This window comes from Antarctobacter heliothermus (assembly GCF_002237555.1).
Classification (GTDB): Bacteria; Pseudomonadota; Alphaproteobacteria; order Rhodobacterales; family Rhodobacteraceae; genus Antarctobacter; species Antarctobacter heliothermus_B.
This window is the reverse complement of the sequence record NZ_CP022540.1, coordinates 1220173-1245578: the sequence shown is the minus strand read 5'-3', so window position 1 is coordinate 1245578 and position 25406 is coordinate 1220173. Positions and strand designations below refer to the sequence as shown.

The window sequence follows — 25406 nt, the reverse complement described above, 5'->3', positions numbered from 1 at the left end:
GGACTGTCTGGGCGGCCAAAGGACTGGCCAAGAGACAAGCAGACAAAAGAAGGCGGCGCATGAGGAATCCTTTCGGTTGGTCAGAACCAGCCTGACCAACCGCTGCACCGCCGTCCAGTGCGCAAAGCGCGTCTTTATAAAGAGGCGTCCAGTGCCGCAATGACGGCATCGCCCATCTGGGTGGTCGATATCGGGTCAACGCCTTCTTCGCCCAGAAGATCGGCGGTGCGGAAACCGTCGGCCAGCACCTTTTCAATCGCATCCTCAAGACGCGTGGCCTCGTCCCCGTTGTCAAAGCTGTAGCGCAGCGCCATTGCGAACGACAGAATACAGGCGATCGGGTTCGCCTTACCCTGCCCTGCGATGTCCGGTGCCGACCCATGGACCGGTTCGTACAATGCCTTGGGGCGGCCGTTTGCCATCGGCTTGCCCAGCGACGCAGAAGGCAACATGCCAAGGCTGCCGGTCAGCATGGCGGCGGCGTCGGACAGTAGGTCACCAAACAGGTTGTCGGTCACGATCACGTCGAACTGTTTGGGCCAGCGGCACAGCTGCATGGCACCAGCGTCGGCATACATGTGCGACAGCTCGACCTCGGGGTAATCCTTGCCCACCTCGGTCACGACCTCGCGCCAGAGCACGCCGGACTCCATGACGTTGGCCTTTTCCATCGAGCACAGCTTTTTGCCCCGGCGCATCGCCAACTCGAACGCCGACCGTGCGACCCGGTCGATTTCCGATTCCGTGTACCGCTGGGTGTTAATGCCGACCCGTTCGTTGCCCTCTTCGATGATGCCGCGCGGCTCACCAAAGTAAATGCCGGATGTCAGTTCACGGACGATCATGATATCCAGACCGGCCACCACGTCTTTTTTCAGCGACGAGAAATCCGCAAGTGCGTCAAAGCACTGGGCCGGGCGCAGGTTGGCGAATAGATCCATTTCCTTGCGCAGGCGCAGCAATCCGCGCTCTGGTTTGACCGAAAAGTCCAGTGCGTCGTACTTTGGACCACCCACAGCCCCCAGCAGTACCGCGTCGACCTCTTGTGCCTTGGCCATCGTTTCATCGGTCAGCGGAGTTCCATGCGCGTCATAGGCGGCACCGCCGACCAAATCCTCGGACACGTCAAAGGCCAGGTCGCGCTTGGTGCCGTACCAGTCGATGACCTTGCGGACCTCGGCCATGACTTCGGGGCCAATGCCGTCTCCGGGCAGGATAAGAATCGAAGGGTTGGGCATGGTCGGCTCTCCTGTTCATAACGCTTGGGGCGTAGCCCGCGCGCGCCGTCGGGTCAATAACCCCCGCTGTTTGCCGGCTCAGTCCACCTGCGCCAGCAGCCCTTCGGCCAGCGCGTCCCACACGCGTCGGATGCGCGGAGTCTGCCGCACCGCCTCATGCGCGGCCAGCCATAGCGGCAGCGTCGGCAGCGGCACCTCTGGCAGCACCCGCTCTACAACAGGTTCTGCCAAACCCACGCGCAACTGGGCAACACCGATGCCACACCCCGCCCGGACCATTTCCCAATAGACGCTGTGATGGTCGGTGCGCGTAGCGAACCATTCGCGCTGCGCATCCATCCCCATCTCGCGCAGCCCCCGCAGGATCAGGTCGGATTGATCATACCCAACAAGATCGTGGTCAAAGAACTCGTGGAAACCCGCCGGACGGCCGCGGCGATCCAAATAGGTTTTGGCCGCGAACAGGCCCAGACTCAACTCTCCCAAATGGCGGGTCACAATGTCCAATTGCTCGCTGCGGTACATGCGCACGGCGATGTCAGCCTCGCGGTACAACAGGTTTTCAGAGCGGTCAGTTGGGACAAGATCAATCGTGATGTCGGGCTCTTCCTCACGCAGCTTTGCCAGGATGACGGGCAAGTAATGCTGCGCGGTAAAGACGCTGGCGGTGATACGGACCGGGCCGGACAGTTTTTGAGATCGTCCGGCGGCGGCAAGGCTAAACCCCTGCATCCCCTCGGCCATCCGGCGCGCGTGCGGCACCAGCGCCGCGCCTGCATCGGTCAGCGACAACCCGCGTGGTTGACGCTGAAACAGCTCTAACTCCAGCGTAGTCTCGATCTGTCGGATCTGACGTCCCGCTGTGGGCTGAGAGATTGCCAGTTTCCGAGCCGCCTCGGACAAAGAGCCGGTGTCTGCCACCGTCAAAAAGGTCTGGACCAAAGACCAGTCGAGTTTTGCAAGAGCGCCATCCATTCATTCATGAATACACGCCCTGCGCATTCTGGCAATTCCTCGAATCTCATGAATAGCCGATGGTTCGCTCAAGCCAGATGGGAGGATGCAGTTGTGGTTGGAACAGTCTTGATTCTGGGTGGGAGCGGTCGCTTTGGACGCAATGTGGCAGAGGCGTTCTGGAACGCTGGCTGGCATATCCGTCTGTTTGATCGCGCCAGCGACGACCTTGCACAAGCGGCGCAGGGCGCGGATGTGATCGTGAACGGCTGGAACCCCGCCTACCGCGACTGGGCGGCTCAGGTTCCGGTGCTGACGCAGCAGGTGATCGCGGCGGCGCGCACGGCTGGCGCGACTGTGATCGTTCCGGGCAACGTCTATGTATTTGGCAAAGATGCCCCCGAGGCGTTCGGCCCCAATACCCCCCATGACGCACGAAATCCGCTGGGCCGCATTCGGGTGGACATGGAGGCCGCGTATCGCACCTCCGGCGTGCCTGTGATCCTGCTGCGGGCGGGCGATTTTCTGGACACTGCCGCCTCAGGCAACTGGTTTGACCTGCAAATGGCCCCGTCGCTCCGCAAAGGAGTGCTGACCTATCCAGGCAATCCAGATGTACCGCATGCCTGGGCCTATCTACCTGACATGGCGCGCGCCGTTGTCGCGCTGGCAGAGAGGCGTGAGCGTCTGCCCCGATTTGCCGATATCGCCTTCCCCGGTCTTACCCTGACGGGCCGGGAAATGGCGGCGCAGTGTAGCAAGATTCTGGACCGCCCGGTCCGAATCAGGCGCATGGCGTGGTGGCCGCTGCGGCTGGTCAGCCCGGTCTGGAGGATGGGCGCAAAACTGCTGGAAATGCGCTATCTCTGGGACAAACCGCACCACCTGTCCCGTGACAATTTCGATGCGCTTTTGCCCGGCTTTGTCGAAACAGACGTGGCTGAGGCGCTGGCCTCGGCGATTGCGCCGGTCCTCAGCGCAGGGCCAGATCGACCCAGACAAGGCCATGCCGACCAAGATCAGGCGACGGCGGCGTGACCCCGTTTTCGCCGACGGTCACAGAGCGGTCTGGCAGGACATAGCTAACCCGCATCGGGCCGGTGCTATCCCAAGCGACGGTTTGAACGCCCGGCATCGGGTCTTGCAGGCGTGGATGCGTCAGCAGCGTCCTTGCCGCCTCGTGCAGGCCATTGCCGCGCTCCGGATCAAGGTTGAGATTGCCGATCACCGCAACAGGCCCTTCGGGGATTGGTCCGTGATCGCCATTCAGTACATGCGCCCAAAACAACACTTCGTCCCGGTTGCGCCGCCCGTTGCGGTCGTCTGGGCCGTCAAAAACCGGCGGTGTGGCCCCCAGCGTCAGAAGGGTCAGATCCCCGTCAGGCGCTGCAACACGCACCGCCCAGAAGGTCGAACTGGACAGGCGCTGAATTGCGAAGGCCGGATCATCCTTTGCAATGGTGCTGTCGTGGGTATCCTTCCACAGGACTTTGCTATGGTCGGCCAAGAGATCGACTGGAAACCGCGACAGGACCGCCATGCCCCCCTGCCCGGAAAACCAGCCGAATCCCTGTGCATCCCGTGGGCCGCCGCGTCGCCCGTCGCCGTCAATGTCCAAATCCGTCGGCATCCCGGTATTAGGTCGCACGGACAGCTGGTGTGGATAATCCAATCCGGCCTCTTGCAGCACATCGCGCAGTTTGGACAAGGTGACCAGACCCGCGTCATAGTCGATATCAGTCAGGACCAGCACATCAGGTTCTGTTGACATGATTGGCGACAGGTCCGGCACGACCTTGTCGAAATCAGCCAGCATCAACCCGGGCCCCTTGCGACTGAAGTCGCCATGCCAAGTTGCAACCCGCAACGGGTCCGCGCATGCCGCGCAGGCTACCAGCAAGTAACTGAGGAACAGGATCAGGCCACCTGCAAATCCGCCTGGGCGTAGGCGCGGCGACGCTTCTCCTCGATCAGATCCGCGATACGCATCAGCGCCACCCCCCTCATGATCAGGCTTGCTGGCAGAAAGGCCCATGCACTTATCGTCCAAATCAACGTTTGCGGATCGGCCAGCGCAAGCGGAGTTGCATAGACCGCTGCGGCCTTCAGGACCGCCGGGATCATGAATGGCAGAAGAAACCCTAAGGCGACGTTAACGTGACTGTCGCGCTTGAGCCGCATCAGGATGTCCCCGCCGGTCGTGGGGTCAAACAGCGGCAGGTTGATCCAGAAGTTGAAGGCCCCCGAACGCAACGGCCAATCGAGCAGCCGAACAAGGGCGACAAAGCTCAGCAGAGTGACAAGTGAGATGACATAGGCCAGCCCGGCAAGGGACCGGATCTTATCGGTTGCCCCATCATCTGACGCCACCAGCAGCATCAGACGCACCGGCGAAAACGGGAAATCCATCGCCGCACCGATCATCGTACCAAAACCGACCAACGCCTCTGTCAAAGGGGTTGGCACCGTGTCGCCCCGGCAAATCAGGGTCAACAATCCCACTGTGATTGCAATAGACGCAAACCGGATGCGGTTGAATGGCGGCGCAGCGCGGAACTCGATCAAGGAGGGCGACTCTGCGACGTATTCGACAAAGGTGAGGATCGCGGCGAGCAAGCCGATCAGGGCAATTATTTGTGTGGTTTCGACCCGAGTCCCCGGCAACAACAGCGCCGGGGTTGCCACCAGCAATGCAACAAGGAACGCCCGCGCTACAGCGGCCACCATTCGCGATATCACAGCTCTGCCCTTTCGATCCGGACGGCCGCGATACGATGCCGCGCCCTTGTTCCATCCCGAGCCCGCGCTTTGTGGCGGGTTGCCTCAATCTTGCCCAAGTTTTGCCCCCTTTGCCTCAATTGCTCAAGCGGTCAAGGAAGGCTTGCGCAGTAACATGGCCGTTTCACGAAGGCAGTGGTGCGGGATTGCATCATTTCCCGGGCACAAATTAGGCACTTCAAGAGTGCGTCGCAATATGTTGTGGTAAAAGGAAATTTCACCACAACAAGGTCAGCAGCTACGGCGATGAGCAGTTTACGGTTTCGAAACGATTTGGGCAAGTAAGACTTGTGGCGCAGGAAATGCACCTCTCCCGCATACCCGCGGGAGAGGCGTTTCACTCTGTCAGACCCAAGGACGTGCCTGAGCGGCCTGCACCTCGAACGTGTCGATGGAGGAAACCTTCTCCATCGACAGACCGATGTCGTCGAGACCATTCAGCAGGCAGTGCTTTTTGAAGGGGTCGATCTCAAACGAAAAACTTTCACCATCCGAAGAGGTCACGGTCTGCGCCTCAAGGTCGACGATCATACGTGCGTTCGATCCCTTTTCGGCATCCTTCATCAGCAGATCGACCGCCTCACGCGGCAGGGCGATAGGCAGAATGCCGTTCTTGAAGCAGTTGTTATAAAAGATGTCAGCAAAGCTAGTGGAGACAACCGCCTTGATGCCGAAATCCTTCAGCGCCCAAGGCGCATGTTCCCGCGATGACCCGCAGCCAAAATTGTCACCGGCGACGATGACCTGCGCCTCACGATACTGCGGCTTGTTGAGGACAAAGTCGGGGATCTCGTCTCCGTTGTCGTCAAACCGCATCTCATCAAAGAGGTGAACGCCCAGACCCGAGCGTTTGATTGTTTTCAGGAATTGTTTGGGGATGATCATGTCGGTGTCGATATTGACCAGCGGCATAGGCGCCGCGATCCCGGTGAGCTTTTCGAATTTGTCCATGTCAAAGCATCCTTGGCTTTAGTTAAGGGGCAGGGGTCGGTCTGGACGCCCGGCTTTTGCCGGGGCTGACGGCACGACCTGCCGCAGGATTTCAGAGAATTGGCGCACCCAGGCCGCGACGGCCGGGGGCGACGAAGTCAACAAGGTGGGGCGGGCATGGAAGGACGCGCCTTCCGCAACGGCACCTTTTCTCCCAAAAGGAATATTCACGCATGACAACTCTACCCTTGCGGGAATCGCCGCCTCGGGCAAAGCTGAGGTGGCCGCCATTTTGACGGCTGTCCTTTGGATTGGGAGATCAGAATGAAAACCTTTGCAGCAACAGTCTTTCTTGCCTTTACCGCGACCTCTGCCCTTGCAGGCAGTCACTCTGGTGCAAGCACCTTTCAGAACACCTGTTCGAACATTGCGTTCCAATATGGGTCGGACGGCAGCGCCCAGATCGCCGCTGTTTGCCTGAAGGCCAACGGCATGCCAAACCAGACCAGCATCGCGATGCCGCCGATTGGCAACAACAACGGCATGCTGGAAATGGGCGGGAATGCCGCGACCTTTCAGATGAGCTGTGGCAACATCATGCTGGAGGCCGAGGTTGATGGAGTCACGCTTTACGCGAACTGCCGCATGAGCAGCGGCGAGTTCATGGAGACCTCCATCCCTGTTTCCGGCATCAACAACTCGGATGGTACTTTGACCAACTGAGGGTTGACTAGCAGCGTAACGTGAGGCGTCCCGACCGGGGCGCCCCTTTGCCATCCGCATCACACCAGCTCGCGCACGTCGGTGATGTGGCCGGTGACCGCTGCCGCCGCCGCCATCGCGGGCGACATCAGGTGCGTGCGACCGCCGCGCCCCTGACGACCCTCAAAGTTGCGGTTAGAGGTTGCCGCGCAACGCTCTCCCGGCTTCAGCTGGTCAGGGTTCATGGCAAGGCACATGGAACAGCCCGCAAGACGCCATTCAAAACCGGCCTCCTTGAAGATGTCCGCCAGCCCCTCTTCCTCGGCCTGCGCGCGGACAAGACCCGAGCCGGGCACGATCATCGCGCGCATGCCTTCCTTGATCTTGCGACCTTTCAGGATTTCCGCAGCGGCGCGCAGATCCTCGATCCGGCCATTGGTGCATGAGCCGATAAAGACCGTGTCGATGGCGATCTCTTTCAGCGGCGTGCCCGGTTTGAGATCCATGTAGTCCAGCGACCGCTGGGCTGCGGCGACCTTGCCACCTTTGAAACTGTCGGCAGAGGGGACCAGCGCGCTGATCGGCAGTGCGTCCTCGGGCGATGTGCCCCAGGTCACGGTGGGTTCGATCGACTCGCCCGCGATGGTCAAAACCTTGTCCCAAGCTGCGTCATCGTCGGAGAACAGGGTCTTCCACCAGTTCAGCGCCGCTTCCCACTGGGCGCCTTTGGGCGCATGCGGGCGGCCCATGACATAGTCATAGGTCGTTTGGTCCGGCGCGATCAGGCCAGCACGGGCACCGCCCTCAATCGCCATGTTGCAGACGGTCATGCGGCCTTCCATCGACAGGTTGCGGATCGCTTCGCCGCAATATTCGATGACATAGCCAGTGCCGCCAGCAGTGCCAGTTTCCGCGATGATACGCAGAACGATGTCCTTGGCGGTGACACCGGGGCTAAGCTTGCCGGTTATCTCGACCTTCATGTTCTTGGACTTCTTCTGGATCAGCGTCTGTGTGGCCAGAACATGTTCCACCTCTGACGTGCCGATACCATGCGCCAGCGCGCCAAAAGCGCCATGCGTGGCGGTGTGACTGTCACCGCACACAACTGTCATTCCCGGCAGCGTCCAGCCCTGTTCGGGGCCGACGATGTGGACGATGCCCTGACGGATGTCGGACACCGGGTAATAGTGAATGCCAAAATCCTTGGCGTTCTTGTCCAGTGCGGCCACTTGAATGCGGCTGTCTTCGGGCATTTGGTCGGGATCATCGCGGCCCGCAGTGGTGGGCACGTTATGATCCGGCACCGCAATGGTCTTGTCTGGCGCACGCACTGTGCGGCCCGCCATGCGCAGCCCCTCAAAAGCCTGCGGGCTGGTAACCTCATGCACAAGGTGGCGGTCGATATACAGAAGGCAGGTGCCGTCTTTGTCCTCATGGACAACGTGGGCATCCCAGATTTTGTCGTAAAGCGTCTTGGGGGACATAGGTCCTCTCCCGTTTGTTGGCGTATGGCTGATCGGAAAGGGGCGCCTGTAGAGCGCAGGCAATCAGGTGCGCGACTGTAGCCGGGCCAGCACGGTGTGCGTGGCGCCGTAAAAACGTTCGCGCAGGCGGGCGCGGTCAGTCCTGTCGACATGGGGTGTCATGGGGAAGCCTGATACAGCCTGCCGCAGATTCCCGCAAGAGACGCCGAACCACGCAGAAAGGCGCCAGTGGGACCGGACAAACTGACGCGCCCCCCTTGCCCGACAGTCCCTATTACACCAGTTTTCGGCGGTCTGCGGTTAAGCCGCGTCAGTCATCCGTAAATCGTAATCCGATACCCGGGCCTACCCGCTCTCGGTTCTTTGAGTTTTTGAGGCACCCGATGCGTAGCGCATTGAACATCGTCAATCTTGTATTGATCGCCGTCCTGCTGATGGCGGCGGTCAGCGTACAGGCCCGAGTCGAGGCAAGCGGTATCATTCCGCTGACGACCTTGGCGTACTAGACGGGGCCTCTGGCCCGCCGTTCCGCGTGGAATGATGTCACAAGATGCCTACCCCGCCGCCCAGACCGGGCGGCGTTTCGCGATTGGATCCCAAAGCATGCGGATCAGGGCGCGTCAGCCCAAAGGTCGGTCGACAGATACTTGAGACCGCTGTCACACAGAACAATGCCCACCGTCTTGCCCCGCTCTGTCCCGCGCAACAACTGCGCCGCAGCAGCAAGGTTGGCCCCGGCGGAATAGCCCGCAAACAGACCTTCGGTCCGGGCCAACAGGCGGGCGCAATCACGCGCCTCTGGTCCGGTAACGGCTACAGTGCCCGCCAACGGCACGCCCCGCATATGGTCCAGATCTGCCATTCCATAACCCCCGCCCTGTATAGGATGGTCGGGGTGCGCGGTATCACCGCCTGACAGCGCCTCCGCGCCTCGCGGCTCAACCGCGTAGCAGGCAACCCCCTTGGGCGACAGAAACCGCGCGGTTCCTGCCAAAGTTCCGCCGGAGCCGACGAAATCGGCAAAGACCTGAATCGTGCCACCGGACTGCTCCCAGAACTCTGGTCCCGTCCCGGTCTCATGCGCCGCAGGATTGCCCGGATGCCCGAACTGGTCGGCGCGAAAGGCCCCCCGCTCTGCCGTAACGCGCTGCGCCGCTGCCTCAACCAGTGCCAGATCGGCTCCGGACACCTGCCCCGGCGTGCCACCCGGAACCTGATCCACCAAAACCACCTCTGCGCCCAACGCCGCCATCATGCGCGCCCGTTCGACCGAATTGCCCCGGCTCATCACCGCGATAAACGGATGTTCTAGGATGCCGCAGACAATGGCCAGCCCGGTCCCCATGTTGCCTGAGGTCAGCTCGACCACCGGCTGTCTGGGCTGCAAACTACCGTCGGCACGCGCCGCCTCAATGATCGCCTTGGCCGCGCGGTCCTTTTTCGAGAACCCCGGCAGCAGAAAGTCCAGCTTGGCAAGGATGCGCCCCTGAACACCGAGAGCCGCACAGGCGCGGGTCAGATCGACCAGAGGCGTATTCCCGATGGCATCAATGGCAGAAGGCAATATCATGGCGCGAGGCTGCTTCGACAGCCCCGCACTGTCAAGCGGCGCTCAGCCGATGACCTCACCGACCAACATTTGCGGCGTGGTGTTGGTGAACTTCGGAATGTCGTCCAGCAGCGGCGCTGCCTTGCCCATCGCCTCTTTCATCGCATCACCGTCTTTGAACACCAGCGTAGCGATAGCATGAAACCCCGGCGGCGTGTCCGGCCCACCGGCCAGCCCCTTGATCACCAGCGAGGTATGCAGATGCGGACCCCAAATCTCATTCACCATCTTGAGATGCGTCTTGACGTAGTAGTCATAGTCGAAATGCGTGCCATCCGTCGCCGGATACAGCACCTGAACACTTGCAGACATCACAATTCCTCCCTGTCTCCTATCCGTTTTACCACAAGAGGCGTGCCGATACGTCTCAATTTGCAAACCCCCTGAAAGGGCTGACAAACCCGGCTGCGGGGCGCATGATCGTGCAAAACATGGAGGAAAAACATGAGCGACGATATCGTCATTCTCAGCGGCGCGCGAACCGCTATCGGCACCTTTGGCGGCAGCCTTGCGGGCACCCCGCCGATAGATTTGGGCACCACCGCGGCCAAGGCCGCGCTGGAGCGTGCCGGGGTTGAGGGCGGCCAGATTGGACATGTGGTCTTTGGCCATGTCATCAACACTGAACCCCGCGACATGTACCTCAGCCGCGTTGCCGCGATGCAGGCGGGCGTGCCCGACAGCGTGCCCGCGATGAACGTCAACCGACTGTGCGGGTCCGGTGCGCAGGCGATTGTCTCTGCCGTGCAGTCGCTGATGCTGGGCGATGCGGATTTCGCGCTGGCGGGTGGGGCAGAGGCAATGTCGCGCTCTCCATTTGCGATCACCGATCAGCGCTGGGGCGCTAAGATGGGGGATATCAAGACACTGGACATGATGCTGGGCGCGCTGAACTGTCCGTTTGGCACCGGCCACATGGGGGTCACTGCCGAAAACGTGTCGTCCGAACATGACGTCAGCCGCGCTGACCAAGACGCCTTTGCGCTGGAAAGCCAGACCCGCGCCGCGCGCGCCATCGAAGAAGGCCGCTTTGCCGAGCAGATCGTGCCAGTTCAGGTGCGTCGCAAGCGTGAGATGGTTGATTTCGTCGTCGATGAGCACCCCAAGCCGACAACAGCCGAGGTTCTGGCCGGTCTGCGCACCGTGTTCAAAAAGGACGGCACCGTCACGGCGGGCAATGCCAGCGGTATCAACGACGGCGCGGCGGCGCTGGTGCTGGCGCGGGCCAGTGCGGCAGAGGCCGCCGGTCTGAAACCCCGAGCACGCGTGCTGGGCTATGCACATGCCGGTGTCCGGCCCGAGGTCATGGGCATCGGGCCGATCCCGGCGGTGCAAAACCTGCTGGCCCGCACCGGTTTGTCGGTGGACGACTTCGACGTGATCGAATCAAACGAGGCATTTGCCGCGCAGGCACTGGCGGTGAACAAGGGTCTGGGGCTGGACCCGGCCAAGGTGAACCCCAACGGCGGGGCCATCGCACTGGGCCACCCGGTCGGCGCGACCGGGGCGATCATCACCGTCAAGGCGATGTATGAATTGGAGCGTATCGGCGGCTCCAAGGCGCTGATCACCATGTGCATCGGCGGCGGTCAGGGCATCGCCCTGGCGATCGAGCGTATCTGACGCATGCCCCCCCGGCCCGCTGCGCGTGTGGCGGGCCGAATGGCGGGCCAAACCCCGCCCTACGCCACCTCATGCGCCAACGCGCATTGCTTCCACAACACGGTTAGCGCCTCGACAAGGTGATCTATATCCGCGTCCGTGTGCAGCGGTCCGGGGGTGAAGCGCAGCCGCTCTGTCCCTTTTGGCACCGTCGGATAGTTGATCGGCTGCACATAGATCCCCCAGTCGCGCATCAGAATATCCGCCAGCATTCGGCATTTCACCGGATCCTTGATCATCACTGGGATGATATGGCTTGGGTTGTCCAGATGCGGGATGCCGCGCCGATCCAGCGCGGCGCGCAGATGGGCAACCTGACGGCGTTGTTGCCTGCGCTCGCTGTCCGAGGATTTCAGGTAGGCGACAGAGGTTTGCGCCGCCGCCGCGACGGCGGGCGGCAAGGCGGTGGTAAAGATAAAACCGCTGGCAAAGCTGCGGATGAAATCGCACAGCGCGTGACTGCCGGTGACATAACCGCCCATGCAACCATAGGCCTTGCCCAGCGTGCCCTCGATCAGCGTAACCCGATCTGCCAGCCCCTCACTTTCCGAAATGCCGCCACCGCGCGGGCCGTACAGCCCAACGGCGTGAACCTCATCCAGATAGGTCATCGCGCCGTGTTTTTCTGCCACCTCGACGATCTCTGCCATCGGGCAGATGTCGCCATCCATCGAGTAGACCGATTCAAACGCCACGATCTTGGGCGCATTGGCGGGCAGGGCCGCCAGCTTGCGATCCAGATCCTCGGGGTCGTTGTGGCGCCAGATCACCTTTTGCGCACGCGAATGGCGAATGCCCTCAATCATGCTGGCGTGGTTGGATTCGTCCGACAGGATCACCGCGTCCGGCAAACGCGCCCCCAGCGTCGACAGCGCCGCCCAGTTCGAAACATAGCCAGAAGTGAACAGCAGCGCCGCCTCCTTGCGGTGAAGGTCGGCCAATTCGCGCTCCAGCGCCACATGGTGGCTGTTGGTGCCTGAGATGTTGCGCGTCCCACCCGCCCCGGTGCCGCAGAGATCGATCACGTCTTTCATCCGGTCGCGGACCAATGGGTGCTGACCCATCCCAAGATAGTCGTTTGAACACCAGACCGTGACCCGGTCCGGGGCATCGGGGTCAAGGCTGCGTGCGCTTGGAAAAGCGCCGCAATCGCGTTCAAGTTCCGCAAAGACACGGTAGTTTCCGTCGGACTTCAGGGCGTCCAGTTGCGTGGTGAACAGGGCGTCGAAGTCCATGTCTCTTCTCCGGTATCGAAATCAAATCAAGGTCAATCCATGGTGCTGAGGCTAAAGGGGACCGGCCGCGCGACACAGTCGGGTTTTCCTCCACTGCGCTTTCGACGTGCAAAGCCCCCATGCAAAACCCTATATATCCCGGACCCCGATACGCCCCAAAGGCCAGAGACTACGATGACGATCATGATCCCCGCTTGGGTGGACGGCACCCTGCAACCTGTCGACAAACTGGACGCGCATGAACGCGGCCTGCGGCACAAGGCCGTGTCGGTTTTTGTGATGCGCGGGGATGAGGTTCTGATTCAGCGACGCGCGCTGGGCAAATATCACACTCCCGGTCTGTGGGCGAACACCTGCTGCACGCATCCCTTCTGGGACGAAGCCGCCGACACCTGTGCGCTGCGGCGTCTGGACGACGAATTGGGGATCATCGGCGTCACGACCCGTCACATGGGTCAGGTCGAGTACCGCGCCGATGTGGGTGGCGGCATGATCGAGCATGAGGTGGTCGAGATCTTTCGCGCCGAGGCAACGCCGCAGATGACGCTGGTCCCCAACCCGAACGAAGTCATGGACACACGATGGGTCGGCCGGCCTCAACTGATCCAAGAGGTCGCTGAAACCCCCGAGCGGTTCACGCCCTGGATGCGCATCTATCTAGATCAACACGCCGATCTGGTCTTTGGCGCGGCGGGCACGCCCTAAGTTCTTCGGACGGGTGCCAAGGGTCAGTTCCCGTTGGCCGAAAAATGCTGGTAATCCTTCATCGAGGTCCAGTCGCCGCCCCAGCCCCAGCCGCGTGATTTGAAGGCCGTCACCACCGCGTCGCCTGCCACGATGACGCCGCCTGTTCCGGCCCGACGCTCTGCTGCCTCGTCAAAATCAACACCAGCAGAGGGTGAGGTACGCCCGCCGTTAACATAGGGGTTCTGCACCGGGTTGATATCGATGGCCCGCCCCAGCGCGTGCTGTGACAACCGCGAAGTGCCCGCCACCACCCGACAATTGAACGCGCTGGTGTTGTTTGCCGCCATGGAAAACCCGTCCTCGCCGCGAAAATGATGCACCAGCTTCATGCTCTGGATCGGATAGCCCGCTGCGTGAATATCGGCGAAAATATCCAGCATGTCCTTTGCCACATCCTTCGCCACGATCAGTTGGCCCTGAACCGTGCGCCCCTTGAAGTCGACATGGGGCACCGTCAGCAATCGCAGATCTGCGCGCGCGGGACAGGGCAAGCCGCTGTGCCAGCTGACCCCCTGCATTGCCGCCCATGTGTCATCCGGGATCGGCTGGGCGCTGCCACGTTGTTGCGCCAGCGCCATCGACCCGGCTGACAGAATACCCATACAAACGACGCTTAGAATTTTCCACATGATCCTGCTCCCGCAACTCGACCTCCGGGGCAGAAAACCCCGGAGCACCCCGGATCGCAAGTGCGGCATTCCTGACGTCAGTCGGTTAGGAAATGGCGGCTGACATAGCCTGTGACGCCGGATGAACTGATGACCTGATACCAAAGCATGTTTTCCGCGATGCATCCTTCGGCGCTGTCCTTCAGCCCCACGTCCGACGGGCTGCTCGACAGGCCGTCACAGATGCTGACGCAGGTTGGACCGCGCGGCGCGCCGCGCACGGGCAACAGCGCACCGATATCCGGCACTTGCACCTGTTCCGCCAACCGCAATTGACCAACAATCGGCGCGCGCAGCCCCGGTGCTGCGCGCAGGTTCACAAACTCGTTGACGTTGATCACCTGCGCGTTGGCCTGCGTCAGACGACATGATGTCAGCCCGCCCGTCGCTCCACCGCCGGACGTAGCGCGCGCGGCCTGAAAAAAGCCGCTGGACCGCAGATCGTCACCCGGTCGGGGGACCGGCAAGGTGTCGATGCTCTGTTCTGACGGGTACAGCATGTAGGCATAAACCGTGCCGGACACATCCTGATCGGTCGCCCCGCCAGTGTATTGCGCGACACCGACATAATCGACCGTGCTGTAGTTGTTGAAACCACCGCTGGCAAAAATCCCGATCTCGCACTGGGCAGAGCCTTCATATCGGAACTCGCGTGAGCTTGACCCCCGCAGCGTCTCTTCGGTCAGTTCTTCAAAACTGAACTCCAGCATAAAGGGGCTGCCGTATTCCGACGGCGAATAATCAAGCAGCCCGGAGTCGACGTGCCAGCATGCATAGCTCAGGGCCTCGCGAACCCCGCCCGAGGGCAACGCGACCGGGACCACGCCAATTTGCCATCGGGCTGCTTGCCCAACTGTTTCGACATAGGTCATTTCAAACGGCGGGGTGCCCAGTAAATCTAGAAACAGGGAATCCGGAATCGCCGTCAGACTCTCGGCCCGATGGCGCAAAATACCCGCCATGCTGTCCAGCGCGATGGCATAGGCCTTGTCCACTTCCTCTCGGGAATAAGACCGCTCTCCCAGCAGCAACGAGGGCGCGTGAAACCCGATCCGCGCGCGCGGGTGCATCACGCGGTCGACAGAGAACGCGCCGCCTGCCTCCGGGTTGTTGAAACGGCCCGCCAGAAACACGATAGAACATGCGCTTTCGCAAGACGCCCCATCAGGAACCGCTGTGCCAAAGTTCCATTCTGCGATCAGATCGGCCATCGCCAACCCTTCGAGCAACGACCCGCCCGGCGAGTTCAGACAAATGCGCCGCCCGATCGGCGAATATTCGGTGGGATAGCCGATTTCTTCAAAGACGGCGCGCAGGGCATCCGCATCGCCCTTTCCGATCTGGCCGTCAATGGCAATGCGGCAGCCCATCTCCTGCGATCCGCCAAGGGTGATCGTAGCAGCCCCGGACTGGCCGGGCATGAGGAATAGGGCGCATGTCAACGCCACAAGGACGGTTCTAAAAATCATATGCATATCGGATCTCGTGCTGGGAAATATCCAGCCAAACCTAACATGCGACCGGCCCTTCACGAAGACGGGAATGCGGCGCCTGTTACATCATCAACCGAACCAGGCGGACAGAGGACCCAAGTCAGGCCCGGGACATACGCGTCAATCGCCCAGAAATTTGCGGCTGACATAGCCAGCCGTACCTGAACCGTCGCGAATTTCGTACCAGAACACATTCCCCGCGATGCAGCGATCAACCCGCGCGCGCAAATCAGCATCAGAGCTGTCCGCCGCCAGATCGTTGCAGGCCGTCAGACAGGACCGCGCCTGCTCCCCGGTTCCGGGCGTGCGCAGATCCTGCGTTGCGATCACACGCACCTTCTCACCCAAAGGCACCTTGCGCAGCAATTCTGCTTCAAACCCGGGACCATCCCGCAGATTGACATAGTCATTCACGTTGACGATCCGCGCCTCGGGCGACAGCAACCAGCAGGACTTGATCTCGACCTCAGACAGTTCCTCGCGCGCCGCCGCCTGAATGGCCGCAAAAAAGATCTGCTCTCCGGTCTCGGCTGCTCCACGCGCCACCGGCAGGGCCGACAACGGCAGACGCGGATCGTGGAACATATAGGGATAAACGTCACGGTGGCTGTCCTCGTTGGCCCCCCCCCCTTCGAACGTGACATAGCCGATCCGGTCCAGCGGGTCGCCATCGGCGCGCAACGTCATATCGCAATTCGCCACGTCCTCGGCCCGAAACCCCCCGCGCGAAGTAACCTGCGCGTGGTCCGCGCCAAGATTGGCATAGGTAAACGGCAGGTTGGCAGAGCCATACAGATAGCTGTCCGACGGGCGCTGATCCAGCATGCCGCCATCAGCGTTCAGACAGGCATGGCGCAGCGCAGCGCCAATATCTTCTGCTGTCAGCGCCACGGGGGCCACCTCGATCTGCCAGCGCGCGGCCTGTTCCACCGTCTCGACATAGGTCATGTCGGTGGCAGGCGTGTTGAGGATGGTCAGAAACAACGAGTCCGGAATTTCCGCCGCGTGATCGGACCGCAGACGCAGAATTTCGCCCATACTGCCAAGCGCCGCGGAATAGGCGTGGTTGATTTCATCCAGTCCATAGGCGCGGTCCTCGATCACCAAGGGGGGCGCGTGAAAACCCAAAGTCCCGCGCGGATGCAACACCCTGTCGGGGATGAAATCGCCATCCGCCTCCGGATGGGCAAACCGCCCCCCTAAAAAGACCAGCGCACAGGCCCCTTCGCAGGTCGCGGCCTCCGGCACGGCGGTCCCCATAAAACGCTCTGCGATCAGATCGCCCATGCGCACCGCCTCGACCAACGATCCTCCCGTACTGTTCAGGCAAACGCGCTGCCCAACAGGGCTGGTGCCCTCTGGGAACGGCAAATCGCGCAGCGCCTCGTCCAGCCGGTCTGCATCGCCCGTGGCGATGGGGCCGTCTATCCGCAACTGGCACCCCATACTTTGACCGTCAGACAACATGATCTCCGCCGCGTGACCAGCACCTGCCACACCACCAAGAACGGCGGCCAGCGCCAGCCGCCAAAGCCCTTGAACCATGTCTCTCTCCGTCTACTCGAACCTCGGCAGCGATTCTAACATGGCAAGGTGGTTTTGTGGGCGGGGAATTGCCGCCCGGATTCAACCAGCAACGGATTGCCGAATCGCCCGGCCAGAATCGCCGCCCCCTTGCGTTTCTTCTGTCCAAAAATATTCCGGGGGGGCGACCAAAGGGAGACGGGGGCAGAGCCCCCTACCTCAGTTCGATTGACACCCGCCCCGAGGCCCCTTGCGCATCAATCACCGAAAGTGTCGTGAAACCGGGGCCAAGGACCGGGGCCAGAAACTCGGGCCTGCGCAACCCAGTGGCCAGTACTGCCCCATCCGCCAACAAGGTGTAAGGTGGAAGACCGCCGCGCAGTTTGACCGGCACTCCGCCCCCCGTTGCCGTCAGCAGCGCCCCGTCGGGCGGAAAGGTCAGTTGCAGTGTCGGTACTGGTTCGCGCGGGCCAAACCGTTGCAACGGCTCAGGCAGTTGCGCGCGGCTGACCAGCAGGGTTTCGGGCGGTGGCGGGGCCAGCGGCTCTAGCCGCGCCTCCGCCCGGCCCAAAACCTCGAACAACAATGGGGAGGCCAGCGCCCCACCAAAGGCCCCCGGAACCGGCGTGCCATCGGGCCGACCGATCCAGACCCCGGCCACATGCCGCCCGGTCCAGCCTAGCGCCCAAGCGTCGCGATGCCCGTAAGAGGTGCCTGTCTTGTAGGCCACACGCCCCGGCGGTCCGGCAGAGGCGGGCGGCGCGACGTCCGCCAGAATATTACCCACCTGCCAGGCACTGGCCGGGCTGAGAATACGGCGTGCAGCATCCTCACCGCCGTATTGATCGGCGCGCCACCGCAGCGGCAGCGCCTCACCTCCGCGCGCAAGCGCCGCGTATAGCTGCACCATCTCTTCCAGCGTCACACCGACCCCGCCCAGCGCAAGCGCCAGTCCGGGCGCGCCACCCTGCAACCCCGGTTCGATGCCGGCACGTTCCAGCGCGGCCATCAAATGCGCCGGACCCAACGCCTCTGTCAGGCGGATCACCGGGATATTCAACGACAGTTGTAGCGCCCGCCGCACCGGCAGCTCACCGCGATAAGCACCGTCAAAGTTCTGCGGCGCGTATGTTCCGAACTGCACTGGTGTATCCAGGATCAGCGTTTCGGGATGCGCCAGCCCCCGGTCAAAGGCCAATCCATATACCAATGGCTTCAGCGTCGAGCCCGGAGAGCGCTGCGCCTGCGTCATGTCGACAAAGCCTTGCCCGATCATGTCGGTGTAATCCTTGGACCCGACAGAGGCGAGGATTTCGCCGCTTTTGTGATCGGCAAGGATCAGCGCGACAGACAGGTGTTCATCACGGCCGGACATATAGCGCCGCGCCAGATCTTCCAGGCTTTCCTGCAACGAACGGTCCAGCGTCAGGTCATGCCGTCCGGGGCCCAGCGCGATGGCACGGTCCGCCATATGCGGGGCAAGCTGCGGCATCTGTTTGCGGCCCAGCGGCGCGGGGTCCAGCCGGTCGGATTGCGCGGCCGCCATCGGAATGACACCGGCATTCGCCATCCGCATCAACACGCGGTTGCGGGCAACGCGGGCAGCGTCTGGATAGCGATCCGGGCGACGGCTTTCCGGGGCTTGGGGCAGGGCCACCAGCAGCGCCGCCTCGGCAGGCGTCAGGCGGGTCGGTTCCTTTCCCAACCAGATCAGAGACGCAGCCCGCAGTCCTTCGACGTTGCCGCCATAGGGCGCCAGCCGCAGGTACAGCGCCATAATCTCGTCTTTGGTCAACTGCCGTTCCAGCGCCAGCGCCAGCCGCATCTGGCGCAATTTGCCGCTCCATTGGCCAGTGGTGCCATCCTCCAGCAGGCGCGCCACCTGCATGGTCAGGGTCGAGGCCCCTGAAACGACATGACCGTTGCGCAGCGCCTGCCCGGCGGCGCGGGCCGTGGCACGCAAGTCGACGCCTTTGTGGCTATGAAAACGCTTATCCTCGTAAGCGAACAGCATCTTGAAAAACAGCGGATCGACCTGATCCGAAGATACGTTCATCCGCCACAGCCCATCGTCGATGGTATAGGCCCTCAGCAGCGCGCCATTGCGGTCGCGCACCTCGGGAGAGGTCGCATGGACCAGCACCGGCAGCGTTGTGTCGTCTATGAACGCATCAAACCGGTCGCGCGCAAAGGCGGTCACCCAAAGAGCAACCACCAGAACGAGCAGCCGTTTCACTCACTTGTCTCCCACAGACCGGGATAGGTGGTCACAAAGCCGTGCCGGTCCACCGCCAGCTGCGTCTCAAACGCGGTTTCCTCGGCCGAATAGCGCACCATCCCGCCGCGTTCCCGCGTATAGCTTTGCGTCAGCGGCGACACCAAGGGACCGGGAAACCGGACCCAAGCTGCAGTTGTGTCCAACCTCCCGACCTCTGGCACCCGGTTAAGTGGCATGAGATTGGTGGCAGGGGTAAAGGCAAGGTCCACATCTTCGGCCCCTCTCAGGTCAGGGCGTGGCGCGTCATTCACGGTCCAGCCATCCCGCCCGCGCACCAACCGCACGGCGACTGGGTCGCCGCCGTGTTCGCCGGTGACATCGGCGCTGGTGGTGCACCAGTCCGCATCCACACGGATCACATAGTCCAGCGCGGCCCATCCATTGCCATCGCGGAACCGCGCATGGCCCACCAGCATCCACCCCTGATCGAGACGGGCAAGACGGCACTTGTCCTCACCATCCCGGTCAAGCGCGCGCCATTGAGTTGTCGCAATCGTCTCACCGCTCATGGCAGGATCGTCACCCGGTCAGAGGCGGTCGTAGCACGATACTCTGGCCGGTACATGTCCTCGACCAATGCCGCCGGGTGATGAAAAGTGCCGGGCGACACCGCGCGCAGAACATAGGCCAGCTGCAATGGTTTTTCGTTACTCTGTGTTACAGCTGCCAGAAAGCGATCCGTGCGGAACTCTGCATGTTCCGCGTCGGCCAGCTTCAGCCAATCCAGCGCACGAATGTCGCCAGAGCGCAACAGACTAGGATTGTCGATCTCGAACCCCGCAGGCAAGGCATCGTCAAGGATCAGACGCGCGCCGGTCTTTTCAGCGGGTTTGATCGTCAACACCGCCACCATACGGTCACCTGCACGGATCTCGGTGATCGGCTCACCGTCGAGGGTGAAGTATTCGCGTGTCAGCGCATAGCCATATCCCCCCGCCTCTGTCGCGCCCAGTGGCTTGCCCAGCGTGGTCAGAGTGACGTCGGTGCGTGTGTCAGAGGTATTGGTCAGTGTCACCGGTTCTAGCCCTTCGGCCTCTATCCGACGGACAAAGGGGCCTTTCAGCGCCTCGCCATTCAGCGCAAGGCCCGAAACGGTCGGGTCTTGCACCATGGCGTGTGCGGCCAGCAGGGACCACGCCTGTTCCTGCGTCGACAGCGGGCGGTTGACGGCGGAGATGCGGCGCACAACCGCGTCGCGGTCAAACCTGTCTGACCGCGCCTCAACCGCCAGCGCCAGCAGCCCTGCCGCGTCGCGGAGCGTGCTGCCATAGTCGTCGCGGAAGCCCTGTTTCGTCGAGACCGGTGTGGCCGACAGACGCGCCGCGGCACGGCCGAACATGGCGTCCGCGCGCGGCTGGTCACCGTAGCTGGCCAAAGCGGCGGCAAGCTGGGCCTGCGCCAAAGGCGTGGCAAAATCATCCGCCTTCTCGTCGGCGTAGTAACGCAGGTCGCCCATGGCGGCCTCACCCTCACGCGCCAGTACCATCAGCGCATAGGCGATGTCCTGCCCGCCGTTGTCAAAATCGGGCGCATAGGCGATCCGGTTCCGGAGGTTATCCAGCGCGTTCTGCCAAGCAATGTCAGGCACCTCATATCCCGCACCCTTGGCGCGGCTGAGGAAGTCGGTGACATAGGCATCCAGCCAGAAATCGCCTGACCACGCCCCCCAGAGGCCAAAGGCCCCGTTGTTGGCTTGGCGCGTCAGCACTTGGGCAATCGACTGTTCGATGCGCAAGTCGATACGGTCCTTGTCGCCAAGGCCCAAAGGCTCGGCAATCGCCGACATGTAGAGCAGCGGCAGCGCCTTTGACGTTACCTGTTCAGTACATCCGTAAGGGTAGCGATCCAGTGAGGCTAGCAGCCCCGGCACATCGAACCGAGCCAGCGGACCGGCGGACATCATGGCAGAGGCGCCGTCGACCCGCAGATCGGCAAAGACATCCGCGTCCAGGGTAAAGGTCTGACCTGCGGCCAGTTGGAACCGGCGGGTCGTGCCCACGTCGGGGTCGTTTGACCTTACCCCAAGAGTCAGTTCCTTGGTCAGTCGCAAACCGTCCGGTGTGGTCACCGCGATCTCGATCTTGTGGTCGCCGATGCCGTCAGCGGTCAACGGCAATTCCAGTGCAAGCTTTTCGCCATCCCCCAGCGTCACGGCGGCGGGCAGCGCGCCGGTGTCCAGCGTCACACCATCTGCGGTGATCGCCAGCGGCATCTCACCCGCAGGCCCCTTGGCATGGGTCAGCTCCAGCAGCAGGCGGCTTTCATCCCCCGGTGACAGGAAACGCGGCAGCGAGGCCGAGATCACCACCGGGTCACGCACCAGCACATCAGCCTCTGCCGCGCCAACGCCCGAGGGCGACCAAGCAACCGCCATCAGCCGGACGGTGCCGTTGTAGTCGGGAATGTCAAAGCTGACCTCGACAGAACCATCCTCCGCTACGGGCAAGAGACCCGAGAAGAAGGCCACGGTCGCCTCTGTCGGCGGCGGGCTTTGCAGGCGCATGCCTGCCACGCCGTCACCGCCCGAACGGACCGCTCCCATCGCGCCGTTCATGCCGTCGATCAGACGGCCATAGATATCGCGAATCTCAACCCCCAGACGACGCTGACCAAAGTAGTGGCCCGCAGGGTCCGGTGTCGCAAACGCAGTCAGGTTCAGGATCCCCAGATCCACAGCCGCGACAGTGACATAGGCGGTGTCGCCGGGAGTTACGTTGTCGACTGTCACCTTGGCAGTCAGCGGACCGCGCGGCGCACTTTCCGCCGGCGCATCAAAGCCGACGTTGAGATGCGCGTCACCGGGATCGACAGCGGCATGGGTCAGGCCCAGCGCGCGAGCCGGATTCTGTCCAGCGGTCACATCCATTGGGCGGATCACCTGCGCGGTCACATAGACGCCCGCACCCCAATCCTGCGTCACCGGCAGGGTCAGCGTATTCTCACCCTCTGTCACCTCAACCGCCTGCATGGAAATCACGCGGTCGGCCAAGACCGTGATCAGCGCCTTACCGGCATACCGAGGAACCATGCGCAGGGTTGCGGTCTCTCCTTCGGTGTAGGCCGGTTTGTCCAGCGACAGTTCCAACATGTCTGGCGCGTCGGCGGCATCCGCAGGGGCGTACCAACCGGCGGAGAAACTCATCGAGGCGGCCAGATAGGCGCCGTCCTTGCGTTCGACGACAACCTCAAACTGGCCCCAGTCGACCTCGGCGGCAATCTGCAACGGGTCATCGCCCAGCGTTCCTTTGCCACGGGCCACCGTTTCGCGAGACGTCACCGGCTCCCAGTACCAATTGCCGTAGTCCTGATACCACTGATAGCGGGTGCGGACACGGTTGACCTGCCAGCTGACATCCATCTCCTGCGCACGCAGATCGGGACCTACGGCCATCACACTGAACCGCGCCTCTGCACCCTCGGCAAATTCCTCAGCGGCGGGTTTGATGCCAATCATCGGCGTCGGCGGCGCAACCGAGCGAGCAATAGACCGTTCAACCGGACGGCCAGACGCCTCGGACAGGCGCAGCACTGCGGTGGCGACCATCGGGCGGCCCTGCGGGTCGATGTCGGGCATCGGCAGGACCAGCTGCGCAGCACCTGTGGCGTCGGTGGTCAAATCTGCATCGAAACTTTCGATCCGGGTAACGGAATCGTCGTCGTGGCGGCCAAAACGGTAGCCGGGGAAGCTGTCCAGTCGGGTCTGGGTAGACAGTCGCAGTTCACCCTCGATGTCCAGATCCGCGCCGGGCGCACCGAACAGGTACCGTGCGTCGACACCCAGCAGGGGCGGCGAAAGCGGGTTGATCGGGGCATCTGGGAGGTTGAGATCGAAATCAATGCGTTCGGGTACGAAATCTTCGACCAGCAGCGTGTCTGAGGTCAGCGCCTCACCTTTGGGGTCGGCATAGACCGCCAGACGCCATGTGCCGCGCGGCACCGTCGGACCCAGCGGCAGGGTATAGACGTGCCCGCCCGCTTCCCCGCCGTCGGAAATGTGGCGTGAGTATTCCACGCCGTCAGGACGCGTCAGAACAGCGGTCAGCGGCACGTCACCTACCGCATCGGCCTGCGCATCGCGCAACAAGGCAGTGACGTTGATTTCTTCGCCCGCACGATAAACACCGCGATCAAAGGCCAGAAAGGCATCCAGCGGACCGGCAGGCGCGCGTCCCGCAACGCCCCGGTCGCTGAGATCAAAGGCCGGGTCGGTCAGCGAGAGAAAGGCAATATCCGTATCGCCCCGCTTGGCCATGACCAGCGCGGGCGCGCTGCCGTCCGAACCTCGCAGCAGGCCCGGCGCGAAACGCGCCACACCGGCCGCGTCGGTGGTCACAGTCTCCAACACGCGGTTGGCCCCTGCCAGCAGCGACACCTCTAGCCCGTCCATTGGCGCGGCGCTGCCAAGATCGCGGGCAAAAACTGTCAGCCCGTCGGTGCCCTGAAGGGTCGTCAAACCGATGTCGGACAGGATGAACCACTGTGTCGAGCGCCTGTCACTGCCCTGTTTCGGGTCGGGAACGGCAGCAGTCAGCGCATAAATGCCTGCGGGTAGGTCCCCAAGCACATCGCCCATGGGAAGGCGGGTCATCATGTCAGCGTTCAGACGGTTCTCAACCACTCCTGTACCGCGCCAAATTTCCTCTGCCAGATCGCGGGCGAAGTATTCCTCATCGTAGCGGCCCAACGGGCGGCCAAAATAGTCGTCCTGAATCGCGCGGACCAGATTGCGGTCGGACACGCGGCGCAACACCAGATCGACCTCATCCAGATTGACCGTTTCGATCGGCAGACCCGCATCGGCAGTGCGCGGCAGCACATAGGCACGACCCGGAAAGCTGAGCGTCGGGGCGCGGTCGCTGACGTAGGCGGTGATCGGCACATCGCGGACCAGCGACTCACCCGATTGGGCGGGCAGACCCGACCGAAAGGTGATCGTGTAGCGCGACCCGTGTTCGACCCCGGTTACGCAGATGCGCTGATCGTCCTGCACAACCGCAAGGCGCGGATCGGGCAGCTTGACGTATGGGGCATAGTCTTGCCCGGCACGAACCAGTGGCTCAGTGAAACTGGCACAAATTCTCGGCGTGGCGGTGTCTGCCTCGACCAAGTGGTCGTCGACCCGAAAGCCGTATTTGCCAATGGCATCGTCCAACATGTCCGTCACAAACGGGCGGTCATCCAGCGTTTCAGCCAGTCTGAGCGCCGGGATCATGTCCCGCCCGCGATCTTCAGCCTCCAATGCGTAGGCCATATCGACAAGCGCAGTAGTGCGTTGGCTATCGTCGGCTGCGCGCAGGTATCCGTTGACAGAAGCCAGCAGCGCACGACCAAAATACTTGCGCTTGTCGGCCCCCTGAACAGTCTCGGCATAATTGACCGACCACTGGCCGTATTGCAGCCAGAGCGCCGGGTCGTCGTTCTGGGCCAGCGCCGCCCCCGTCCAATGAATTGCATCGCTCATGTTGCCGTTGTCACGCGCCTCTTGCGCTGCATCCATCAGGGCCGTGACGGTCCACTGTCCGCCGCCGTGACGGACGGCCAGATCCACTGCCTCTTGACGAGCGCGACTGATGTCATTTTCACGCAGAAAATCAAGGTCACTGCGCCGGGTTTCGGCCAGGTCCAGCGTCTCGGCCGGGGTGATCACGACGCGGCCCGAAACGGCCCCTTCAAAGGCGGCGCGATCTGTTACCTCTGACTTGGGGAAACAGGCATTGGTGCGGGCATTGAACGTGAAGGCGATGCAGCCTGTCGCATCCAGACAAGCGCGCTGGCAGGCGTCCAGCGTGGTATCGAACAGGCTTTGCAGGTCATTCCCGACATAATCGACATCACGGGTAATCACGAAACGCCGATCGGGCATCACCTCCTGCGCATGAGCCGAGGACAAGCCGACCACAACCGCGACGGCGGCCAAAACAATGCGACGCATAAAAAGCTCCTTTCAGAACAATGCTCCAATGGTGCCACGCGGACCAAAGCAAAACAAGGATTCGACAGGGTCAGGGAATCCTGACCCCGACCCATCCAACCTGACCCGGGATTAATAGGATTTTCACCTTGGCCACGCATGAATCAGGTGTGGCCTGCAAGGAGAGGAA

21 protein-coding genes are annotated in these 25406 nt (G+C 62.3%); 5 read left to right on the top strand and 16 right to left on the bottom strand.

The window, feature by feature from the left end; all coding sequences use genetic code 11:
• Positions 1 to 134: 134 nt before the first annotated feature.
• Together leuB and ANTHELSMS3_RS05890 are read right to left on the bottom strand one after the other, a co-directional pair.
• On the bottom strand, positions 135 to 1238 hold the full coding sequence (gene leuB, locus ANTHELSMS3_RS05895; protein WP_094034072.1) for a 3-isopropylmalate dehydrogenase: 1104 nt from the start codon (positions 1236 to 1238) through the stop codon (positions 135 to 137).
• A gap of 78 nt (positions 1239 to 1316) precedes the next feature.
• Positions 1317 to 2213 (bottom strand): LysR family transcriptional regulator, encoded by an 897-nt coding sequence (locus ANTHELSMS3_RS05890; RefSeq protein WP_094034071.1) that lies wholly within the window; start codon positions 2211 to 2213, stop codon positions 1317 to 1319.
• 93 nt (positions 2214 to 2306) lie between these two features.
• Here ANTHELSMS3_RS05890 and ANTHELSMS3_RS05885 point away from each other — a divergent pair, with 93 nt between their 5' ends.
• Positions 2307 to 3230 (top strand): epimerase, encoded by a 924-nt coding sequence (locus ANTHELSMS3_RS05885; protein WP_094036958.1) that lies wholly within the window; start codon positions 2307 to 2309, stop codon positions 3228 to 3230.
• Here the strand turns inward: ANTHELSMS3_RS05885 and ANTHELSMS3_RS05880 are convergent.
• From ANTHELSMS3_RS05880 to leuD, 3 genes are all read right to left on the bottom strand, one after another.
• Positions 3166 to 4008, bottom strand: coding sequence for an endonuclease/exonuclease/phosphatase family protein (locus ANTHELSMS3_RS05880; RefSeq protein ID WP_254694857.1), 843 nt, complete (start codon positions 4006 to 4008; stop codon positions 3166 to 3168). The genes ANTHELSMS3_RS05885 and ANTHELSMS3_RS05880 overlap by 65 nt on opposite strands.
• A gap of 101 nt (positions 4009 to 4109) precedes the next feature.
• The gene (locus tag ANTHELSMS3_RS05875) at positions 4110 to 4919 is read right to left on the bottom strand and encodes a hypothetical protein (RefSeq protein ID WP_198319886.1); all 810 of its coding nucleotides are present in this window, start codon (positions 4917 to 4919) and stop codon (positions 4110 to 4112) included.
• Between the two features lie 396 nt (positions 4920 to 5315).
• Positions 5316 to 5921: a 3-isopropylmalate dehydratase small subunit gene (gene leuD / locus ANTHELSMS3_RS05870; protein WP_094034068.1), complete on the bottom strand. Its 606-nt coding sequence runs from the start codon at positions 5919 to 5921 to the stop codon at positions 5316 to 5318.
• Positions 5922 to 6224: 303 nt separating this feature from the next.
• Between leuD and ANTHELSMS3_RS05865 the strand changes: the two genes are divergently transcribed.
• Positions 6225 to 6623, top strand: coding sequence for a CVNH domain-containing protein (locus ANTHELSMS3_RS05865; protein ID WP_094034067.1), 399 nt, complete (start codon positions 6225 to 6227; stop codon positions 6621 to 6623).
• A 59-nt stretch (positions 6624 to 6682) separates the two neighbouring features.
• On the opposite strand, the gene leuC is transcribed toward ANTHELSMS3_RS05865, so the two are convergent.
• Complete coding sequence (gene leuC / locus ANTHELSMS3_RS05860; RefSeq protein ID WP_094034066.1) at positions 6683 to 8089, bottom strand: 3-isopropylmalate dehydratase large subunit; 1407 nt, start codon at positions 8087 to 8089, stop codon at positions 6683 to 6685.
• A gap of 63 nt (positions 8090 to 8152) precedes the next feature.
• The gene (locus ANTHELSMS3_RS25410) at positions 8153 to 8251 is read right to left on the bottom strand and encodes an isopropylmalate isomerase (protein ID WP_157733407.1); all 99 of its coding nucleotides are present in this window, start codon (positions 8249 to 8251) and stop codon (positions 8153 to 8155) included.
• A gap of 221 nt (positions 8252 to 8472) precedes the next feature.
• On the opposite strand from ANTHELSMS3_RS25410, the gene ANTHELSMS3_RS26315 reads away from it, so the two are divergent.
• Complete coding sequence (locus ANTHELSMS3_RS26315; RefSeq protein ID WP_302630583.1) at positions 8473 to 8595, top strand: hypothetical protein; 123 nt, start codon at positions 8473 to 8475, stop codon at positions 8593 to 8595.
• Between the two features lie 104 nt (positions 8596 to 8699).
• Here ANTHELSMS3_RS26315 and ANTHELSMS3_RS05855 read toward each other — a convergent pair whose 3' ends face one another.
• Together ANTHELSMS3_RS05855 and ANTHELSMS3_RS05850 are read right to left on the bottom strand one after the other, a co-directional pair.
• Positions 8700 to 9659 (bottom strand): PLP-dependent cysteine synthase family protein, encoded by a 960-nt coding sequence (locus tag ANTHELSMS3_RS05855; RefSeq protein ID WP_094034065.1) that lies wholly within the window; start codon positions 9657 to 9659, stop codon positions 8700 to 8702.
• A gap of 42 nt (positions 9660 to 9701) precedes the next feature.
• Entirely contained in the window at positions 9702 to 10010 is a 309-nt protein-coding gene (locus ANTHELSMS3_RS05850) for an EthD family reductase (RefSeq protein ID WP_094034064.1), read from the bottom strand.
• A 132-nt stretch (positions 10011 to 10142) separates the two neighbouring features.
• Here ANTHELSMS3_RS05850 and ANTHELSMS3_RS05845 point away from each other — a divergent pair, with 132 nt between their 5' ends.
• Positions 10143 to 11321, top strand: coding sequence for an acetyl-CoA C-acyltransferase family protein (locus tag ANTHELSMS3_RS05845; RefSeq protein ID WP_094034063.1), 1179 nt, complete (start codon positions 10143 to 10145; stop codon positions 11319 to 11321).
• A 59-nt stretch (positions 11322 to 11380) separates the two neighbouring features.
• Here the strand turns inward: ANTHELSMS3_RS05845 and hemA are convergent, their stop codons facing one another.
• On the bottom strand, positions 11381 to 12595 hold the full coding sequence (gene hemA / locus ANTHELSMS3_RS05840) for a 5-aminolevulinate synthase (RefSeq protein ID WP_094034062.1): 1215 nt from the start codon (positions 12593 to 12595) through the stop codon (positions 11381 to 11383).
• Positions 12596 to 12769: 174 nt separating this feature from the next.
• On the opposite strand from hemA, the gene idi reads away from it, so the two are divergent.
• Positions 12770 to 13300, top strand: coding sequence for an isopentenyl-diphosphate Delta-isomerase (gene idi / locus ANTHELSMS3_RS05835; protein WP_094034061.1), 531 nt, complete (start codon positions 12770 to 12772; stop codon positions 13298 to 13300).
• A 23-nt stretch (positions 13301 to 13323) separates the two neighbouring features.
• Here idi and ANTHELSMS3_RS05830 read toward each other — a convergent pair whose 3' ends face one another.
• The 6 genes from ANTHELSMS3_RS05830 to ANTHELSMS3_RS05805 form a co-directional block, all read right to left on the bottom strand.
• A complete protein-coding gene (locus ANTHELSMS3_RS05830; protein WP_094034060.1) occupies positions 13324 to 13971 on the bottom strand; it encodes a M15 family metallopeptidase in 648 nt (215 codons plus the stop codon).
• A 77-nt stretch (positions 13972 to 14048) separates the two neighbouring features.
• Positions 14049 to 15485: an SH3 domain-containing protein gene (locus ANTHELSMS3_RS05825; RefSeq protein WP_094034059.1), complete on the bottom strand. Its 1437-nt coding sequence runs from the start codon at positions 15483 to 15485 to the stop codon at positions 14049 to 14051.
• Positions 15486 to 15623: 138 nt separating this feature from the next.
• Complete coding sequence (locus ANTHELSMS3_RS05820) at positions 15624 to 17048, bottom strand: SH3 domain-containing protein (RefSeq protein WP_094034058.1); 1425 nt, start codon at positions 17046 to 17048, stop codon at positions 15624 to 15626.
• Positions 17049 to 17241: 193 nt separating this feature from the next.
• Positions 17242 to 19263 carry a penicillin-binding protein 1C gene (gene pbpC / locus ANTHELSMS3_RS05815; RefSeq protein WP_094034057.1) on the bottom strand — a complete coding sequence of 674 codons (2022 nt, stop codon included), beginning with the start codon at positions 19261 to 19263 and terminating at the stop codon, positions 17242 to 17244.
• A complete protein-coding gene (locus ANTHELSMS3_RS05810; RefSeq protein ID WP_094034056.1) occupies positions 19260 to 19814 on the bottom strand; it encodes a putative glycolipid-binding domain-containing protein in 555 nt (184 codons plus the stop codon). The genes pbpC and ANTHELSMS3_RS05810 overlap by 4 nt, the downstream gene beginning before the upstream one ends.
• Entirely contained in the window at positions 19811 to 25237 is a 5427-nt protein-coding gene (locus ANTHELSMS3_RS05805; RefSeq protein ID WP_094034055.1) for an alpha-2-macroglobulin family protein, read from the bottom strand. The genes ANTHELSMS3_RS05810 and ANTHELSMS3_RS05805 overlap by 4 nt, the downstream gene beginning before the upstream one ends.
• Positions 25238 to 25406 lie beyond the last annotated feature (169 nt).

Coding starts and splice junctions, on each gene's coding strand:
- leuB (WP_094034072.1), bottom strand. CDS start 1,238: ATGCCCAACCCTTCGATTCTTATCCTGCCCGGAGACGGCATTGGCCCC.
- ANTHELSMS3_RS05890 (WP_094034071.1), bottom strand. CDS start 2,213: ATGGATGGCGCTCTTGCAAAACTCGACTGGTCTTTGGTCCAGACCTTT.
- ANTHELSMS3_RS05880 (WP_254694857.1), bottom strand. CDS start 4,008: ATGCTGGCTGATTTCGACAAGGTCGTGCCGGACCTGTCGCCAATCATG.
- ANTHELSMS3_RS05875 (WP_198319886.1), bottom strand. CDS start 4,919: ATGGTGGCCGCTGTAGCGCGGGCGTTCCTTGTTGCATTGCTGGTGGCA.
- leuD (WP_094034068.1), bottom strand. CDS start 5,921: ATGGACAAATTCGAAAAGCTCACCGGGATCGCGGCGCCTATGCCGCTG.
- ANTHELSMS3_RS05865 (WP_094034067.1), top strand. CDS start 6,225: ATGAAAACCTTTGCAGCAACAGTCTTTCTTGCCTTTACCGCGACCTCT.
- leuC (WP_094034066.1), bottom strand. CDS start 8,089: ATGTCCCCCAAGACGCTTTACGACAAAATCTGGGATGCCCACGTTGTC.
- ANTHELSMS3_RS25410 (WP_157733407.1), bottom strand. CDS start 8,251: ATGACACCCCATGTCGACAGGACTGACCGCGCCCGCCTGCGCGAACGT.
- ANTHELSMS3_RS26315 (WP_302630583.1), top strand. CDS start 8,473: ATGCGTAGCGCATTGAACATCGTCAATCTTGTATTGATCGCCGTCCTG.
- ANTHELSMS3_RS05855 (WP_094034065.1), bottom strand. CDS start 9,659: ATGATATTGCCTTCTGCCATTGATGCCATCGGGAATACGCCTCTGGTC.
- ANTHELSMS3_RS05850 (WP_094034064.1), bottom strand. CDS start 10,010: ATGTCTGCAAGTGTTCAGGTGCTGTATCCGGCGACGGATGGCACGCAT.
- ANTHELSMS3_RS05845 (WP_094034063.1), top strand. CDS start 10,143: ATGAGCGACGATATCGTCATTCTCAGCGGCGCGCGAACCGCTATCGGC.
- hemA (WP_094034062.1), bottom strand. CDS start 12,595: ATGGACTTCGACGCCCTGTTCACCACGCAACTGGACGCCCTGAAGTCC.
- idi (WP_094034061.1), top strand. CDS start 12,770: ATGACGATCATGATCCCCGCTTGGGTGGACGGCACCCTGCAACCTGTC.
- ANTHELSMS3_RS05830 (WP_094034060.1), bottom strand. CDS start 13,971: ATGTGGAAAATTCTAAGCGTCGTTTGTATGGGTATTCTGTCAGCCGGG.
- ANTHELSMS3_RS05825 (WP_094034059.1), bottom strand. CDS start 15,485: ATGCATATGATTTTTAGAACCGTCCTTGTGGCGTTGACATGCGCCCTA.
- ANTHELSMS3_RS05820 (WP_094034058.1), bottom strand. CDS start 17,048: ATGGTTCAAGGGCTTTGGCGGCTGGCGCTGGCCGCCGTTCTTGGTGGT.
- ANTHELSMS3_RS05810 (WP_094034056.1), bottom strand. CDS start 19,814: ATGAGCGGTGAGACGATTGCGACAACTCAATGGCGCGCGCTTGACCGG.
- ANTHELSMS3_RS05805 (WP_094034055.1), bottom strand. CDS start 25,237: ATGCGTCGCATTGTTTTGGCCGCCGTCGCGGTTGTGGTCGGCTTGTCC.